Consider the following 19,080-nt stretch of genomic DNA (forward strand, 5'->3'; position numbering starts at 1 on the left):
ATAATGGTTTATATTTTAGGACCTTTTTTAGTTTGTAGTACTACTGCTGTTTCTTCATCACTACAATTACTGCAAGCACATTTATTAACTATTTCTGCTCATGAATTTACTGGATACATAACTAAAGACATTCCATTAGTTCTTTCTGGTAATGATTCTAAATATTTTATTTTATTATTTGTGCATTCTTCTAAATTAATTTTCATTAGTTATCCCCTACTTCTTTTAAAATTCGACTATTAAAAGCATCTGCTAAGAACTTATAAACTTTTACTTCAGAAATATTTTTTAAATCATAACAATTAATGATATCAGTTAATTTTAAAATCACATCATGATATTTTATAAAGTAAGTTTTATTTTCAACATTTGCTCACTTTTCTAAATTCATTGCATAATAAATTATTCCATCTCTATAAAATTGTGATTTCATATTTCTCACTCCTTTAAACGATATAATAAAACAAAAAACCTAATTTAAATACAAAAATTTAAACGAGGTCTATAAAAAAACCAAAATATTTTGTTCCAAAGTTCCTTTAAAACTTTAATACAATTGTAACTCATTTACAAGAAATTCCAAGTAAAATCAATAAAAAAAATTAATAACTTAAAATTAATATAAAGAGATAAATAAAGATTACATTTGTAATCTTTATTTATAATTGTCCTGAAATTGTTTTTAAAACAAAATTTTTTATATTCACTGATTGGAACTTCAGTTTTATTTATTAAATCACTCACTTGTTTTTGTCATTTTTTTAACTAAGCTTTTCATCTCTACATAGTCAGGTGTAACAATAGAAACAAAAATAATCATTTGTTTCATAATTTGTAACTCCACCTCACAATGTTTCTTATTGACTAATCTGGGGTCTCAAGCATAAGCAAGAACTGTTCTATTGCTTACTCCTACTTTAATTAATTTGTTTTATTTTTATCTTTAGGAATTTCTTTTAATCTTTTTTCCTTTTCTTTAAAACTTTAATTTAATAAAAATCCTAACATAGAGATATATCTATATTAGGACTGAACAGTTATTAAATTATGAATATATAATAACATAAAAAATAATACTTTTGATGAAAATTATAATTAACACTTATATAAGTATTAATATTTAATTTCATATACATGTATTTTTTTATAAACAATTAAATTATAAAACTTCTAAGGAGTTAACTATTTCTAATTAAACAATAGTTATCTAATACAAAAATAAATGAAAAATATCTATATTTAATATAGATATTATGATATAATTTTCCTAAAATTAATATAAGTTTTTACCTATTTACTTTTATTTTAAAGTAAATAGGTTTTTAATTTGAAAAAGGAGATATTTAGAAGTGCTCTATAGTAAAAAATCAGAAAATCTTATAACAGAAAAAGAAAAAACAACAACAAATTCAAGAAAAATTAAACCACAATTACCAATAACAACATCTCTTGCTGAAATATTACTAAATAATAATGAAAAACTTGTTGGTACTATTACTAGTGATCAGTATCTTAATAAAGATAACAAACAAGTACCATTATATAAACTAATTAAAACTTCAGAACCAAATGCTAAATTGTAAAGGTAAGTGCAACTAAATTATTTTTCTATCCAAATATTCGATTGGTGAAAGATAATTTAATATTTTTCTCGGTCTTTGATTTAAAGACAATATAAATTTATGAACTTCATTTTTATTAGTTGTTGAAAAAATAAATTTTTTAGGAAATTTTTCTCTAATTAAACCATTAGTATTTTCATTAGTACCTCTTTGTCAAGGTGAATATGGATTGGCAAAATAAATTTTTACATCTAAATTTTTTTCAAGTTGTTGTCAATTTGAAAATTCTTTGCCACGATCAAAAGTAATAGTTTTAACAATGTTTTTAGGAAGAATTGATAAATAATAACTGACATTTTTATTAATAACTTTAGTAGTTCTGTTTTTAACTAATATTGCTAAAGTAAATCGTGATACTCTTTCAACTAAAGTTATTAAACATGATTTGCTTTTACCTCGTGATGATACTATAGTATCTCCTTCTCAATGACCAAGTGTTATACGATCATTAACATTTATATCTCGTTCTTTAATTGATTTACCATTAAACTTGCCACGATTTTCTTTAGATTTTCGTTTTTTACCTTTTCTTCTTAAATTTTTACTAGTAACTTTATCAAGCATTCCAAAATAAATTCAAGTATAAATTGTTTTAAAACTAATAACTCACTCTTTATGAAAATTTTTAATTCTGCCATAAATTTGTTCAGGTGATCAACCTAATAGTAATTTTTGTTGTACATATTTTACTAAATTCTTCTTTTTAAACTTATGAAAACTAATATGTGATTGTTTTCGATTTTCAGCTTTATTTTGTGCAATTAATGAAAAATAATGATTATTATCTTTATTTCTATTAATTTCTCGAATAATAGTACTAATACTTCGATTAAGATTTTTAGCTATTTCACTAATTTTAAATTTAAATTTCAATTGATTCTCAATATAAATCCTTTCATCTATGCCAAGATGTTTATAACTCATATAAAAACTCCTTACTTTTTTCTAAACTAAATTTAGCATTATGAAATTTTTATATGAGAATTTTTTGCAATTTTATTTACTTGCACTTACAAGTATAATTCAGCATTATTTAATTCAAAGTTTATGTTTAGATTAACTACTAAAATTTATTTTCTTCTTATTTTATAGTATGATTTACCTATAAACTTAATTTTTTATTATAAAGGAGAAATAATAATGAATGTACTAAAAACATATGAGATTTGAAAAAAGCAAAACTTACCACAACACTTAAAAAAACAATTAACTACAATGTCTAAAAGTGAAATTGAAGATGCTTTTACTACAACTTTAGAATTTGGTACAGCTGGCATGCGTGGTATTACTGGAGTTGGTACCGGCAGAATTAATGAAATTATTATTATGAAGGCAACTGTCGCATTTATTCAATATTTAAAATCTGCCTTTTCTGAAAAAGACTTACTTCGTGGTGTTATTATTGCTCATGATAATCGTCACTTTTCAGCAGAATTTACAATGTTAACAGCAAAAACTTTAGCTAAACATAAAATTCCTGTTTTTTTATTTAAAAATAATGATTTAAGACCAACACCAGTACTTTCATATAGTATTAGAAAAGTTAATGCTCTTGCTGGAATTGTTATTACAGCCAGTCATAATCCTCCTGAATATAATGGTTATAAAATTTATGATCAATATGGCTGTCAATTTCTTCCTAATGTTACCAATATAATTAGCAATAAAATGGAACAATTGCCTGATGATTTTCAATTAACATTCGATTATGATACTAACCTAATTAAAGAAGTGCCTTCAACAGTAGAAGATAATTATCGTGACGATATTAAAAATTTACAGTTTTATGCACAAGTTAAAAATCGTAACTTTAAAATTGTATTTTCTAATCTACACGGTACTAGTCGTGAATGAGTTAAACCAATTTTAGAACAATGCGGTTATGAAATTATTTTAGTAACAGAGCAAGCTAACTATGATCCTGATTTTAAAGGTGTAGTGTCGCCCAATCCCGAAGTAAAACCAACATTTGATTTAGCAATTAAACATGCTAAAAAACATGATGCACCATTAATTATTTTAAATGATCCTGATGCTGATCGCATTGGTATTGCTGTAAAACATAATAATGATTATGTATTATTAACAGGTAATGAAACAGCACCAATTTTATTAGAATATTTATTAAGCCATTATCAACTTAATAAAACAATGCCAAAAAATCCTGTTATGTACAATACATTTGTTACTTCAAATTTATCTGATATGATTGCTAAATCATATGGATGTCAAGTTATTAAAACGTTAACTGGTTTTAAATGAATTGGTGCAGAAATGCTAAAAGAAAAAGAACGTAACATTAACTTTGTTTTTGGTTTTGAAGAAGCATATGGTTATGTTATTAAAGATATTACTCGTGACAAAGATGGTATTCAATCAGCAATAGTAGCAGCAGAAGCGGCTTGATATTATCAAAAGTCACAAAAAACATTAGTTGATGTTTTAGAAAATATTTATCAAAAATTTGGATATTATTACTGTTATACTGTTAATCTTATTTTAAAAGGCAAAACAGGACAAAATACTATTAATAATATGTTAGAAACATTAAGAACTAGTAAAATACCAACACTTAATAATATTAAAACAATTAAAGTTGAAGATTATCAAACTGGTTTACATGGAATGCCATCGCAAAATTTACTAAAATTTTACTTCAGTGATGGTTCATGATTTGCTGTTAGACCTAGTGGAACTGAGCCAAAAATTAAATTCTATTTTGTTTGTGTTGATCAAACCATTAATGATGCACAATTAAAAATGAGAAAAATGTATGAAGAATTAGCTATCAAATATCTAAATATCAAAGATATAAAATGATAGAAAGGAACTAAAAAATGACTGTAATTAAAGATATTAAACCCAATAATGTTTTAAGTTTAGTAGTAATTATTAATCGAGTAATTCAAGGTGTTGCTTCTAACAATACTAATTATTTAAACTTACAATTACAAGATAAAACTGGGACAATTTCAGCAAGAATTTGAGACGTAAGCAAAGAAACTATTGAACAATTAACAATAGGACAAGTAATTAAAATTGAAGCAAATAGCATTAATTATAATAATGAAATACAACTAAAAATTAATAATTGAACTATTATTACTAATCCTAGTGAATATTATGATTTATTACTTACACAAGCACCAATTAATATTATTGAAGCATGAACTGAAATTAGTCAAACAATAAAGGAATTTAAAAATCCAATTTTAAAAAAAGTATTAATCCAATGTTTTAATAAAAAAAATATTGATGATTATAAAAAATGACCAGCAGCAGTTAAAATGCATCATGCTGTTCAAAGCGGTTTATTATGACACTCAGTAACAATGTTAAGAATGGCAAAACAAGTAGTAGCGCTTTATAATGATCGTAATATTAATAGTGAACTATTATATGCAGGAATCATTATGCATGATTATGGAAAAATGGTTGAATTAAATAATAATCCTATTAGTTCATATACACTATCAGGTAAAATGATTGGTCATATTTCATTAGGTGCAATGCAAGTTACACTTGCTTGTAAGGAATTAAATATTAACTTAGACGAAGAAATCGTAGTTTTATTACAGCATCTAATATTAGCTAGTCATGGTAAATATGAATATGGTTCACCTGTCTTACCAAAAACAATAGAAGCTGAAATTTTACATCATTTAGATAACTTAGATGCAAAGATATATGCAATTGATGAAGCATTGGTTAATATTAATGTTGGTGAATCAACTGCTCGTATTGCAAGTATTGAAAATAGAATGTTTTATAAACATCAAAATTTAAAAGAAAAAAATAAAAAAGTTTAAATAATATAAACTCTCTTTTAATTAAAAGAGAGTTTATTTTTTATCATAAATTTTAATAAATTAATTTATATTTATTTTTATAGGATAAAAATAACCAGTTTCTGTATTACCATAAAAAATCAATACATTTGCTTCTTTATCTGATTCTTTATCTTTAAATCAATCATTAGGTACTGGCTTTTCATTTTTATCATAAATTTCATTTTCATTTCTAAGCTTATTAAAATCAATTTTTTCTTTATACATACCTTTTAATAAAACTTTAACAGCTAATTCTGAATTTTTTTGTAATTTTTTTAATTTATTTATAACATCTGTTACTGCTTCTTGTTTATTCATTGTTTCTTTAGTTGAAGTTGCTGGTGCTCATGAAGCGAATGGCAAAGTTGTCTTTGCAAAATAATTTTGCATATCAATATCTGAAATAATTGTTTGTTTAGTTATATCAATCATTGTTGAACCTTGATAATTTGGATCATTTGAATTACTACTTATTTTGACAACTATTTTAGATACTTTTTCAAGTTCTTGTTTATTGTTTGTTATTTCTTCATTATTTTCGTTATAAAATTGAAGTTGATAACCAGCAGCTAATGGTGTTGACTTAAATTCATCAAAACTATTTATATTACTAATTAATTCTTTATAACTTTTACTTGGATTAGCAATAATGTCTAAACCAGTTAATTGAATAATAGTACTTAAATCAGTTTTATCAGATTGTTCTTTTATATTTATTTTAATTGGTGCTGTTGAACCTTGATAATTCAAATCATTACTATTGCTAGTAATAACTATATATAAATCACCAACTTTTTGTAATTTAGCAGTTATATCATTTTTAGCTTCTTTATCACTAAAATATTTAATTACAGGGTTACCTAACTTTGGATTTAAGTTTTTAACTTCTATTGTATTATTTATTAATGTATCTAATTTTTTATTACTTTTATTAACATCTACAGTAATATTTGTTGTTAGTTTAGTAATTTTATCTTTTAATTCTGTTTTTTGTGTTGTGTTATTATCACAAGCAACAACTGATAATGGTATTGGTGTTGATATTGTTAAGATCGATAATAATTTTACTAAGTTTTTCATTTTTTACCTCGCTTAAAAATAATAAGTTAATTTAAAAACCAATAAAGATTTTGAATTAATAATATATGAAAACCAAATATTTTACAATATAACTTTAATATGCAAAAATACTTGTAAATTAAGTTATTTTTTAAAAAATTTCTTTTCTTTTTTATATATGCTCAATTGTAAAGGTAAGTGCAACTAAATTATTTTTCTATCCAAATATTCGATTGGCGAAAGATAATTTAGTATTTTTCTTGGTCTTTGGTTTAAAGATAAAATAAATTTATGAACTTCATTTTTATTAGTTTTTGAAAAAATAAATTTTTTAGGAAATTTTTCTCTAATTAAACCATTAGTATTTTCATTAGTACCTCTTTGTCAAGGTGAATATGGATTGGCAAAATAAATTTTCACATTTAAATTTTTTTCAAGTTGTTGTCAATTTGTAAATTCTTTACCACGATCAAATGTTATAGTTTTAACAATGTTTTTAGGAAGAATTGATAAATAATAACTGACATTTTTATTAATAACTTTAGTAGTTCTGTTTTTAACTAATATTGCTAAAGTAAATGTGATACTCTTTCAACTAAAGTTATTAAACATGATTTGCTTTTACCTCGTGATGATACTATAGTATCTCCTTCTCAATGACCAAGTGTTATACGATCATTAACATTTATATCTCGTTCTTTAATTGATTTACCATTAAACTTGCCACGATTTTCTTTAGATTTTCGTTTTTTACCTTTTCTTCTTAAATTTTTACTAGTAACTTTATCAAGCATTCCAAAATAAATTCAAGTATAAATTGTTTTAAAACTAATAACTCACTCTTTATGAAAATTTTTAATTCTGCCATAAATTTGTTCAGGTGACCAACCTAATAGTAATTTTTGTTGTACATATTTTACTAAATTCTTATTTTTAAACTTATGAAAACTAATATGTGATTGTTTTCGATTTTCAGCTTTATTTTGTGCAATTAATGAAAAATAATGATTATTATCTTTATTTCTATTAATTTCTCGAATAATAGTACTAATACTTCGATTAAGATTTTTAGCTATTTCACTAATTTTAAATTTAAATTTCAATTGATTCTCAATATAAATCCTTTCATCTATGCCAAGATGTTTATAACTCATATAAAAACTCCTTACTTTTTTCTAAACTAAATTTAGCATTATGAAATTTTTATATGAGAATTTTTTTCAATTTTATTTACTTGCACTTACAAGTATAATTCAGCATTATTAATTAATTGATAATTAATAGGATTATTAAAATTATTATCTTCGTGCACACATTTTCCAACGTGAATATCATTAATACCATTTTTTAATCAAACATTAACATTTTCTAAATTAACTCCACCACCAGCAAGAATTTTTATTGGTAAATTTAATTTCTTTAATTCTTTAAATTTATTAATATTATTTACAATATTATCTTGACCACCAGAAGTTAAAACTGTAGTAACACCTAATTTTACTAACTGTTCTAAAGCTTGTTTTTTATTAAAAATTTCATCAAAAGCACGATGAAAAGTTATTTTTAAAGGCTTTGCTAATTTAATAATTTCACTCATTCTTTCAACATCAATATTATTATCTTTAGTTAAAATACCACAAACAATACCTGATGCATGAGTTGTTTTAATCAATTCAATATCTCTTTTAAAGATTTTAAAATCATTATCAGTAATATTAAAACCATTATTATTATTTCTAACCATAACCATTACTGGTTTCAATGAAATTTTACATGCTTCAGCAATCAATTCATAATTTGGAGTATAACCACCAAATTCCATAGCAGTACAAAGTTCAACTTGATTAGCTAAAGAATTATTAATTTTTTCTATATCTTTTAAAGATGTAGCTATTACTTCTAAAAACATAAAATATCTCTCCCCATCTTATTTTTTTGATAAATAAGTTTTCAATAAACTAACTTTATCTAATTTCTCTCAAGGTAATTGTAAATCATTTCTACCAAAATGACCATAAGTTGATAATTGTTGATAATTTTGTTTAAATAACTCTAATTTATCAATCATAGCACTAGCAGAACAATCAAAGACTTGATAAATTATTTCTGTTAATTTTGCCTCTGTTAAACCGGAAATAATAGTTTGATGAGTATTAACAAATATTGCAATTGGTTCAGGAGTTCCAATTGCATAAGCTAATTGTACTTCACAAATCTTTGCTAAGTTAGCAGCAACAATATTTTTAGCAATATACCTAGCATAATAAGCACCCGTTCTATCAACTTTAGTGGGATCTTTTCCTGAAAAAGCTCCCCCGCCATGACAAGCAGCTCCACCATAAGTATCAACCATTAATTTTCTTCCTGTTAAACCAGTATCACCAGCAGGTCCACCAATTACAAATTTACCAGTTGGATTAATTAAATATTTAAAATCAAGATTTAAATGATATTTATTAGCAATATATTGCATAATTTCTTTATGAATAAATGTTTTAAATTGTTTTTCATCATAATTTGCTTGATGTTGAATGCTCATTAAAATAGTATGTATTTTTAAATTTTTAGGGTCTTCTTGATCAATAGTAACTTGCGCTTTCATATCAAGAAGTGCATACTTAAATTTTTTTTCCTTTCGTAATTTTGTAGCTCGTTTAATTAATTCATGTGCTAAAACAATTGCTAATGGCATATATTCTGATGTTTGCTGACATGCATAACCAAACATTATTCCTTGATCACCAGCACCAATTTGATGATTTTTTAATTCAACACCTTGTAAAATATCAGGTGATTGTTCATGAATTAACACTTTAATTTCACAAGTAAAACCATTAAATCCAATTTCATCATTTATATAACCAATTTCAGTAATAACTTTTCGCGCAATTGCTTGATAATCAACTTGAGCATGACTATGAACTTCACCACCAATTAAAACAAAATTTGTAGTAATAAAAACCTCACATGCTACTTTGGCATGTGGATCTTGTTTTAAAAAAGCATCTAAAATTGCATCAGCAATTTGATCGCAAATCTTATCAGGATGACCAGGAGCAACAGACTCACTAGTAAAAAGAGGATGGGTAATATTAGGTATTAATTTCATATTTTTTAACCTTTCTCAAGTAAATTTTTTTTTTTAATTCATGGCATAATTTCATTATCAAATATATCTTTAATATTAGGTTCATTAATTAAAGCATGTTTACCATCAAAAATAAAAACATAACTATGATGTTTCTTCCAATATTTTTTATTAATTTTAAGTTGATGAAAATCACTAAATACATCATCAGCACTTTGCAAGATTAACGTTGGAAGTTTTGAATTACTAATTTCCATTATACTTTTTTTATTAATTTTTTTAAATTGTAGTAAAAAACGTAATGATCAATTTTGACGATTACTATATCTTTGATTTATATTAGTAATATGAGCATTATTACTAGAAATATCTTGATTTTCAACATAGATTGGCATTTGAATATTAGAATTAAAAATAAAAGCAAAACAAAAACAAATAATAAAACTTAATGAAAATTGATAAAGATTTTTTTTAGTTACTAAATTACTAGTAATTAATGCTGATACTTGTGAATTATTTTTAACAGCATGACTAGCAATAGCTGCGCCTAATGATTCACCAAAAATAATAATTTTTTGATTAGGATATTTAGATTTTACTGCACTTATTATATCTTTTAAATCATTAATATCAGTACCTAATGATTTAAATTTTCAATCTTGTCCATTTTTACCATTACCTCTTCGATCATAAGTAATTAAAGATAGTTGTGATTTTTTACAAAAAGAACTTAATAATTTAAAATCATCTTTTTGACCTTGCAAGCCATGAGCACCAATAATAATGACTGTACTTTTATCAACCATTTGCTTAAATAATTTTACTTCATAACCATCACGTAAAATAATTACCTTTTCTCGTATTTCAGCAGCTTGTTGTACATGAACATTATCTTTAATTTTTGCCATTAATAAAATTCTTAAAATTATTAAAATAATTAATATACTAATCCCAATTAAAATCGAATATAAACCATTTTTATCAGTAAAAAAATTAGCATTGTTTCATATCATGTTAAAGTTAGTCCCTTCCTATATTTGTAATTATTCGTAAATTTTAAAATTAGGTGCTTGTGGATGAATAAAAATACGTTCAATTTTTTGTGCTTTATTTGTCTCATCATTAATAGTTAATAAAACAGCTGAAAATTGACCTTCACCATCAGCTGGACTAAATTTTGCCGGCATACTTTTTTTATCACGAATAATAACTTCTTCAGCTTTAGCACCAATAATAGAATAAAACGGACCTGTCATTCCAACATCACTAATAAAAGCAGTACCTTTTGGTAATAAACGATTATCTGCTGTTTGAACATGAGTATGAGTTCCTACCACACAAGTAACTTGACCATCAAAATTTCAAGCAAAAGATAACTTTTCCGCTGTTGCTTCAGCATGAAAATCAATAATATGAATGTCACTTTTTTCTTCACTATTTTGTTTATCAATCGTAATAAGTTGTTCAAGAGCAAAATAAGGATTATCAGATTTATCCATGAAAGTACGACCAATTAAGTTTGTTACACGTACTTTTTTATTACCAACTTTAACTAAAATTGTACCATTACCTGGATGATAAGGATTATAATTTAAAGGACGCAATAAATCGGGAGTTGTATTAATATACTTAGCAACATCAGGATGACCAAAAATATGATTACCGGTAGTAATAATATCAATACCAGCATTTTTTAATTCATCATAGTGTTTTTTACATAATGATTTACCATGAGTAGTATTTTCACCATTCGCAACTACTAAATCAATCTTAAATTGATTTTCATATTCCTTTTTTATTTTAGGAATTCAATATTTAACCATTTGTCTACCAATAATACTGTAAATATCACCAATTATTAAAATCTTCATTAATTTCCACCTGCTTTATTCTATTTTATCAATTTCTTGTAAAACTTTAATAAAATTATACTTTTCCGTATATTTTTCATATATTACTTGTCGTTGTTTATATTTTTCATAAAGATGCAACTTACTTTCATATTTATTTAATAAAATAATAACTTTTTGTAGACTATCATGAACAGCCGTTCGTGATACTTTTTGTAAATCAGCGATTTCTTGTAAAGATAAATTCTCAATAAAGTAATTTGTAAAATATTGTTTTTGTTTTGCTGTTAATAATGTATTATAAAAAGCAAATAAACTATAATATAAAACTTGTTTTTCTAAACTATTCATTTTCATACTCCACAAACAAATTACTTGTTAAACTAAAAATATACTTATCTAAATCAAACTCTTCCAAGTCATTAATACCTTCACCAAAACCCATTAATTTAACAGGAATATCTAATTCTTCCTTAATAGCAAGAATAATGCCACCTTTAGCAGTGCCATCCATTTTTGTTAAAATAATGCCAGTCAAAGAAACAATTTTCATAAATTCTTGCGCTTGATTAATACCATTTTGTCCAGTTGTACCATCAATTACTAACAATGTTTCATTAGCTTCATGTCCTAATTTCTGAGTAATAATTTTATTAATCTTTTTTAACTCCTGCATCAAATTAACTTTATTTTCTAATCTCCCTGCTGTATCAACAATAATAACATCACAACCTTCAGATTTAGCTGCTTCAATTCCAGCATAAACAACACTAGCTGGATCTTGCTTTGGTGTTCCTAAATAACAAGGAATACCAATTCTTTCTGCTCAAATTTGCAATTGTTCAACTGCACCAGCACGAAAAGTATCAGCAGCAACTAGAATTGGTTTTTTACCTTGTGTTTTTAATTTAGCTGCTAATTTAGCTGCTGATGTTGTCTTACCATTACCATTAACACCAACAACTAAAAATAACGAAATATTATTACTACTAAAATTTAATCTTGTAGAAACCAACTGACCATCAGTATAAATAACAAACATTTTATCAATAATAATATCATTAATATCTTTTGGTTTTGTTAATTTTTGGATTTTAGCTTCATGACGAATTTCATCAGTAATAGTTTCTGCCGTTTTGTATCCAACATCTGCTAAAATTAATACTTCAGTTAATTCTTCAAAATATTGTTCATCAAGTTGATGATAACGCGCTGCTAATGCTTTAATTTTAGATGCAAATAATGTTCTTGACTTTTTAAGGCCCTGATCATATTTAGTTGTCTTTTGACCAAATAATTTTGTCTTTAAATTTTTAAAAAATGCCATATTTTCACCTACATTGTTTATTATACCAATAAATAACTAGTTATTTATGACATTAATACTTTAATTTTATTAAAATATTAATAGTACGATTTAAAAGTTTTATTTAATAAGTAATTTATTATATTTTAATTTAATAATAAATCCAAAAAATATCAATCATTTTTTCTTGATTTTAGCTAAAAATAAAAGATTGCTTTTGCAATCTTTTAACTTGTTTTATTAAATACATGATGAATTTGATGGGTTATATCCACTTGTTGAAGGTTGATTTTGTAAATCCATTGCATTTATTTTTTTAGTTTTATTAAAATTTAATCGGTTTATTTTTTCTTTAAATACATGTTTATCATTATTAACAATTTCTTTTTCTAATAATAAATTTTTAAGTTGATCAGTCTTAATTAAAATATCCTTATTTATATCTTTGTTCTTATTAACACAACCAAAAGTAAAAATAATAATAATATAATTTAATAGTGAATTTATTTTTTTCTGTTCAAAATGTGCAATATCTCTTTCAATATTGGTAATTTCTCTTTCAATATTAGTAATTCTTTTAGTTATATTTAATAAGATTTGTTGATTTTGTTTTATTCTTAATTTTTTCATTTTTTTTAAAAAAAATTTAGAAACTTTCTTATCTTTTGAAAAATCTTTGGCAAAAGATAAACTATCATTACCCATTTTATCTTTCTCAATAAAATTAGCACCTTTATCAATTAATAAATTAATAAATTTTAAATCAGCATTACCCATTATAGCATAATGTAAAGGAGTATTATCTCTATTATTTTTGGCATTTATATTAACGCCATATTTAATTAATAGATCTGCAGCTTCTAAAAAATTATGAAAACATGCATAATGTAAAGGATTATTACCAGAATTATCTTTTTCATTTATATTTAAATTATTTATTTTATTAGTAAGAAAATAAATAACTTCCTTATTATTACCATTTTGTAAAAAGTAAATCAAAAGTTTTTGATCAAAAACTTTTCTTAAGTTTTCATCCGTTAATATTCTTTTTGCTTCATTCAATTCTTGCATTTTAAGTTTTGATTGAGGATTATTATTTTTATCTGGGTGTGTTTTTAGAGCAGTCTGTTTGAATTTTTTTTTAATTTCTGCTACTGATGCTGTTGGTAATACATTTAATATATCATAATAATTAGAAATTAATGATTCATCTTTCAAAATTCTTTTTTTCTCCTTTCAAAATAAAAAACCCATTTACTTTAAAATAAAGTAATGAGTTAAAAACTATATTTAGTTTTCAAATAAAGTATACATATTTTACTATTAATTTGGCAAATTTAAATATTTAAATTTACCAAACATTCTTTAGTGAACTTTATTTTATTCATCAGATTTTAATAATTCAATTAAATTCATTTTATTTAATTCATGATTATTGATAATAAATGTTGATATATATATACCACCAATTATGGTAAAACTTACTGGTAATATTCATCATGTTATTGTAAATGGTAAAGCCACACCAACAAAACTAGTAAGAATAGAAATTAAACCATAAATTGCAAGGAAACCTAGGGCAAATCCTACAATATAACCAAGTAATGCTCAAGGTGTAAAAATACCTAAAGTAAAAGAATTAATTTCTCAATTAGTATATCCTTCTGCTTTCATATGAGCCATAAAACGACGAAATTGATCGGTAAATAAATCAGTAATCATAATAACAATTAATATTGAACAAATAATCGTTGTCACAATAAATAAAGCACTAGCACTGAAAGCAATATCTGACATTTTAGTAAGCATTGCTTGTTGTCTTGATAATAAATAATTTTTTTTGACCATTGGTATATTTTGATTACCACTTAAACTAGTGGTTGCATAAATAGTATAATCATCTAAATTTGATTTAAAACTCATTCTTCCAATTAAATCAAAAACATTAGCATTAGCACTTAACTTACCATTAAATCATTGAAATACATCCGTTCCTGAATAATAAGGATTATCATCAATATAACTATAACCCATAATTTCATTAGCTCATTTTTGATCAACATAGGCTTTAGGAGTATCATAAGAATCTTGAATTCCCACAACTTGATATGTATGAAGTGGATTATCATTACCCGTAATATTTTTTCATCATGTTGGCATGTTATTTTTAATATCTGCTTGTAAACTATCAGCATTAATATTATTTTCTTTAGTTAAAATATTATTATTAACCATTCCCATAAATCATTCTGCTGGACGGTTTAATAAAATACTTAATGGATCTTTAGGATCAAATCCATTATATGGCTTTACCAAATCATATGAAAAAGGTCTAATTCATTCACCTGTTGAATCGGAAATACGTGATAAATCAAAATCAATAGTTTTAGCATTATCAGCTGTTGGAATTTTACCCTTTATAGCATGATGATCAAGATCAGAAGGCAATTTTAATCAAATATCATTAACATTATTTCAAGTACTAGGTTCATTATTTATAATTGGTTGTCCTTTTTCATCATACATACCATTATACCTAGTGCCGTGGATATCACTATATTCTTTACTATTATCAGATAATTTTATTTTTTGATCACCACGATAATTTCATTTTGTTCCACTTTTGGATCAAATGCCACCATTTTTAGTATAAGAATCTGTTGGTGGTTTTTCACCGTAATATCAATTTTCTTTTGGTAAAGGAATACTTTTACCATCAATATTTTTATAACATAGAGTATTAACTTGTGGTACACCACTAAATTGTGAACCAACATCTAATCCAAATTTAGATTGAAAAGCACGATTGATAACCATTGGAATAGCATTAGCATTAGCATTATATTTTAAAGCTTTAACTTCATCATTTTTTAATACCAACATCTCAGTATTGGGATTAATACCAATAACATCCATTAGTTCTTTTTTAGCAATTTTTGTACTTTCATCAACACCAACTTTAAACTGTGTTACTAATTCTTCATCTGGTCCATTAATATCACCATTATTAGTAGTTTTTGGATTAAAAGCAATAGTATTATGACCAATACTAAAATAATCATAAGGATCTTCTTTAATATTAGGTCTTGGCAAACTATCAATACTCTGACGAACAAAGCCTGGTAATACTTGCTTTAAAATTTCTTTAATTGCCTCTGGACCAGGTGGCACTCCAGGATTGGGAACTTGCAAAATATTAGGTAATTGGCCACTTGCAAAATTAACAATATTATATGAAAATATTTTTGATGGTGTATTATCTTCTTTACTTAAATCAGTTATTAACTGATTACTAAAATCTTTGCCACCTAATCAACTATATGATCAAACTAAATCATTAAGATCTAATGTCCCTGTTGATTGTTCTTGATAATAAGAGGACATTTTTTTTATAAACTCTGCTCTTTCAGATTCAGGAAAAGATGAATCAAAAGTAAAAATATCAGCAAAATTATTAGTTAATTTTTCTTTTTTAAACAATAATGGATTATATCATCCAACACGTGCCTTTTTCTCATCATAAACAATTTTATCTTCAGGTCAAGGCATAGCACCATAAGTTGGATAATATTTCTCACCGCTTGGTCGATTAAAAAAAACTCATGAATATAATCCATATTTACTCATTGGCATATTCGGCATTGGTGTTTGATACTCATAATAATTTTTATATTTTTGAGTTTTGAAATAATTAACTTTTAAACTATTAATAGTGGCAGGAACTAGTGTTGTTGCTACAATTGAAAGTGAAGCTAAAGTAATAACTCCTGAAGTAACTAAAATTTTTTTTCAACTAGTTTTTGATAACGATAATAAAAAGCGAAGACGAAAATTATTTTGTAAAAACTTGCTAGTTCTACTTTTAGGAACACCTAAAGCTAAATCACTATCTTTTTTAATTAAAAATAAAGGATCACGTTTTAAAAGACGAAAGGCAGTTAATAAAGTAACAATTGAAATAAAACCAATAATTAAAACAATTGAAATAAATAATGGAACAACATCAAAGTTAAAAACATTATATGGTAAAACAAATAAAGTATTAAAAATCTCAGTTAAATATACCTGAATTACAAGACCAACAATTCAGCCAATTGGAATTGCAATTAATAGTGTTAATAATGGATATGCCAAATAAGAAATCGTAATTTGTCATGTTTTATAACCTATTGATTTTAAAATACCCATTGAAACTTGTCCATGTTGGATTGCTTTTTTAACAATTAAAGTAGTAATAAAAATAACAACGGTTAGTAAAAATAATACTCCTGCTATTGCTGCAAATAAAAATCCAATTATTGCTGAATTAAATATCTTTTCTTTACTATTATAAAGCGAAAACTGACTATTACTACTTGTAACTACAGGATTTGGATTAATAAGGTATGTAGAAGACGATTGTGGTATTGGAACTGTATTACCATATTTCTCAACTAAATACTTATTATAATCATATTGATTTAAATCACTAACACCATTATCACTAAATATTGTTTTTTGAAAAAAATCATTAAATAAATCAACATCAAATTCATGAATACTATTTTTAGGAACATTATTTCATTTTGTAAAATACATTAAAGTATTATCAGTTTTATCTGCTGTCTTATATCAATTTCCATCATTTCATGCTGAAGGTGTAACATAAGCAATAAATTCAGTTCTTGTATTGGGAATTGGATCTAAGTCACTAATCATTGGATAAATATCATAAGCATCACCACCAATACCACTAACAATAAAGTCAGTACCATTGATATTAATATGATCGCCTGGTTTATACGCTTTATTACTTTTATTTTTTCTTGCATATTGTGGCGTAATAACTATTTCATTTTTACTTGTTGGTGCAACACCTTCAAATACTTTTAGATTAGTATGATTTAAAGCATTAGGTAAACCAATATCAATAATTTTAGTATTAATTTGAGTATTATTAATTACTCCAGCACTGGCAGTAAATTGATTACGAACATATAAATCACGCATTTGTAATGCTGCAACCGCACGAATTAAATATGAAGAAAAATCGTCTCTTTCAGTGCCATCACTAATCATATTATAGTTAAAAGGTGAATGATAACCAATAGAAGTATTAGTAAAATTAGTATAAATGTTACTATCTGATTCTGTTGCAGAAAAATTACGATAAATTCTCATTCATTGACCATTCATACCATAATCATTATCTAATCTTGGATCAGGTTCAGTTTCCTTAACTACTTTAATAAAAAGTTCATTTCTTTCTGTTTGATCTTGTAAATTAACACTATCAGGAATAGTAGCATCATTAGAAGAAGATCTAAAATTTATTTTATTTTCTAAAATTCAAGTGGTCACTTTATCATTATCAGTCTCCTTTAATATCGGATCTGTTGAATGTTTTGTAATCCATTCCTTAATAAAAGTATTAATAGATTGAAGAATATTGGGTGCTGTTTTTTTAAAAAAAACATCACGATATAAATCATCTGCTGCTGTTTTAAAATGGTTTTTTAAATTCTCATTAGCAGCATTTTTTGACTTTAATAATAATTGACCATAGATGCTTGCTTTAACATTATTATTATTCAAATTAAAAATTAAAGGATTATCTGGGTTTGTTCATCTTATATCATTAAACCCAGTAATATTACCTATATTATCACGAGTATAATCAATAGTTAAGTTATCTTTAGTGATTGGTAGGATTTCTTGATCTGTCCCTATTTTTGTATCATCAAAATAAAGAGCTTTAATACTTTTACTATTAGTTCCATCTTGAACATAAAATCGACCTAACTTTAAACTAAAAGCTTGATTAGCAATTTGTTTAATACCTTGCGACACTGGTGAATAAGGTAAAACAGCATCAAACTTAAGATCATTTAATCCTAATTGATTGCTTCCTTCAATCATTCTAACGTACGAAATTCAACTTCCAGTAACCAACGAAGTTGCAAAAGCAGTAAGTAATAATAAAATAACTAATTGTAATTTACTTTTTCATGTAGCAACTAAAGTCTGCTTTAATAGTAACGCATTCTTAAATAAACTTTTTTTTGTTTTTTTATTAGTAGACACCATTTTTTTATTATTCGCTTTTTCGCGTTTATTTAACCTTGCCATTACAGTTCTCCCTAATTCCTGAAATTAAAATTTTACATTTAATTTTAATTATTAAGTTCACATATGGATTAATAATATCACACTTATACAAAATTAATATATAGGATAATTTTAAAATAAATAATAGATATTTTTTATAATGTTTAATTTTTCTCTGTTTGATATATTACCATATTTAAATTGTTTATTTAAATAAATTTTAAAATTAAAATAACTA

At 24.7% G+C, this 19,080-nt stretch carries 15 protein-coding genes and 1 pseudogene; 3 read left to right on the plus strand and 13 right to left on the minus strand.

What is annotated here, in order from left to right:
• Positions 1-8: 8 nt before the first annotated feature.
• Positions 9-206 carry a hypothetical protein gene (locus tag AAHM79_RS01875; protein WP_338957754.1) on the minus strand — a complete coding sequence of 66 codons (198 nt, stop codon included), beginning with the start codon at positions 204-206 and terminating at the stop codon, positions 9-11.
• Entirely contained in the window at positions 206-433 is a 228-nt protein-coding gene (locus tag AAHM79_RS01880) for a hypothetical protein (RefSeq protein WP_174481002.1), read from the minus strand. The genes AAHM79_RS01875 and AAHM79_RS01880 overlap by 1 nt, the downstream gene beginning before the upstream one ends.
• Positions 434-1,349: 916 nt before the next feature.
• On the opposite strand from AAHM79_RS01880, the gene AAHM79_RS01885 reads away from it, so the two are divergent.
• Positions 1,350-1,583, plus strand: coding sequence for a hypothetical protein (locus AAHM79_RS01885; protein WP_342257963.1), 234 nt, complete (start codon positions 1,350-1,352; stop codon positions 1,581-1,583).
• Between the two features lie 12 nt (positions 1,584-1,595).
• Here AAHM79_RS01885 and AAHM79_RS01890 read toward each other — a convergent pair whose 3' ends face one another.
• Positions 1,596-2,546, minus strand: a complete 951-nt coding sequence (locus tag AAHM79_RS01890; protein ID WP_342257964.1) for an IS30 family transposase — start codon at positions 2,544-2,546, stop codon at positions 1,596-1,598.
• Positions 2,547-2,762: 216 nt separating this feature from the next.
• Between AAHM79_RS01890 and AAHM79_RS01895 the strand changes: the two genes are divergently transcribed.
• Entirely contained in the window at positions 2,763-4,445 is a 1,683-nt protein-coding gene (locus AAHM79_RS01895) for a phospho-sugar mutase (protein ID WP_342257965.1), read from the plus strand.
• A gap of 14 nt (positions 4,446-4,459) precedes the next feature.
• Positions 4,460-5,431, plus strand: a complete 972-nt coding sequence (locus AAHM79_RS01900) for a 3'-5' exoribonuclease YhaM family protein (RefSeq protein WP_338957759.1) — start codon at positions 4,460-4,462, stop codon at positions 5,429-5,431.
• 60 nt (positions 5,432-5,491) lie between these two features.
• On the opposite strand, the gene AAHM79_RS01905 is transcribed toward AAHM79_RS01900, so the two are convergent.
• The 10 genes and pseudogenes from AAHM79_RS01905 to AAHM79_RS01955 form a co-directional block, all read right to left on the minus strand.
• The gene (locus AAHM79_RS01905; RefSeq protein ID WP_338957760.1) at positions 5,492-6,532 is read right to left on the minus strand and encodes a hypothetical protein; all 1,041 of its coding nucleotides are present in this window, start codon (positions 6,530-6,532) and stop codon (positions 5,492-5,494) included.
• 183 nt (positions 6,533-6,715) lie between these two features.
• Positions 6,716-7,665, minus strand: a pseudogene (locus AAHM79_RS09620) (IS30 family transposase).
• Positions 7,666-7,751: 86 nt separating this feature from the next.
• Positions 7,752-8,420 (minus strand): copper homeostasis protein CutC, encoded by a 669-nt coding sequence (locus tag AAHM79_RS01920; protein WP_342257968.1) that lies wholly within the window; start codon positions 8,418-8,420, stop codon positions 7,752-7,754.
• A gap of 18 nt (positions 8,421-8,438) precedes the next feature.
• Positions 8,439-9,614 carry a methionine adenosyltransferase gene (metK, locus tag AAHM79_RS01925; protein WP_422397105.1) on the minus strand — a complete coding sequence of 392 codons (1,176 nt, stop codon included), beginning with the start codon at positions 9,612-9,614 and terminating at the stop codon, positions 8,439-8,441.
• 11 nt (positions 9,615-9,625) lie between these two features.
• Complete coding sequence (locus AAHM79_RS01930) at positions 9,626-10,612, minus strand: alpha/beta fold hydrolase (RefSeq protein ID WP_342257969.1); 987 nt, start codon at positions 10,610-10,612, stop codon at positions 9,626-9,628.
• 30 nt (positions 10,613-10,642) lie between these two features.
• Complete coding sequence (locus AAHM79_RS01935) at positions 10,643-11,470, minus strand: TIGR00282 family metallophosphoesterase (RefSeq protein ID WP_342257970.1); 828 nt, start codon at positions 11,468-11,470, stop codon at positions 10,643-10,645.
• A gap of 15 nt (positions 11,471-11,485) precedes the next feature.
• Positions 11,486-11,800, minus strand: a complete 315-nt coding sequence (gene ylxM, locus AAHM79_RS01940; RefSeq protein ID WP_174481096.1) for a YlxM family DNA-binding protein — start codon at positions 11,798-11,800, stop codon at positions 11,486-11,488.
• Positions 11,793-12,776 carry a signal recognition particle-docking protein FtsY gene (ftsY, locus tag AAHM79_RS01945; protein ID WP_342257971.1) on the minus strand — a complete coding sequence of 328 codons (984 nt, stop codon included), beginning with the start codon at positions 12,774-12,776 and terminating at the stop codon, positions 11,793-11,795. The genes ylxM and ftsY overlap by 8 nt, the downstream gene beginning before the upstream one ends.
• Before the next feature lie 219 nt (positions 12,777-12,995).
• Complete coding sequence (locus tag AAHM79_RS01950) at positions 12,996-13,973, minus strand: DnaJ domain-containing protein (protein ID WP_342257972.1); 978 nt, start codon at positions 13,971-13,973, stop codon at positions 12,996-12,998.
• Positions 13,974-14,135: 162 nt separating this feature from the next.
• Positions 14,136-18,863, minus strand: coding sequence for an ABC transporter permease (locus AAHM79_RS01955; RefSeq protein ID WP_342257973.1), 4,728 nt, complete (start codon positions 18,861-18,863; stop codon positions 14,136-14,138).
• Between the last annotated feature and the right edge of the window lie 217 nt (positions 18,864-19,080).

Origin of the sequence: Spiroplasma endosymbiont of Nomada ruficornis (assembly GCF_964030795.1) — a bacterium.
GTDB lineage: Bacteria > Bacillota_I > Bacilli_A > Mycoplasmatales > VBWQ01 > Spiroplasma_E > Spiroplasma_E ixodetis_A.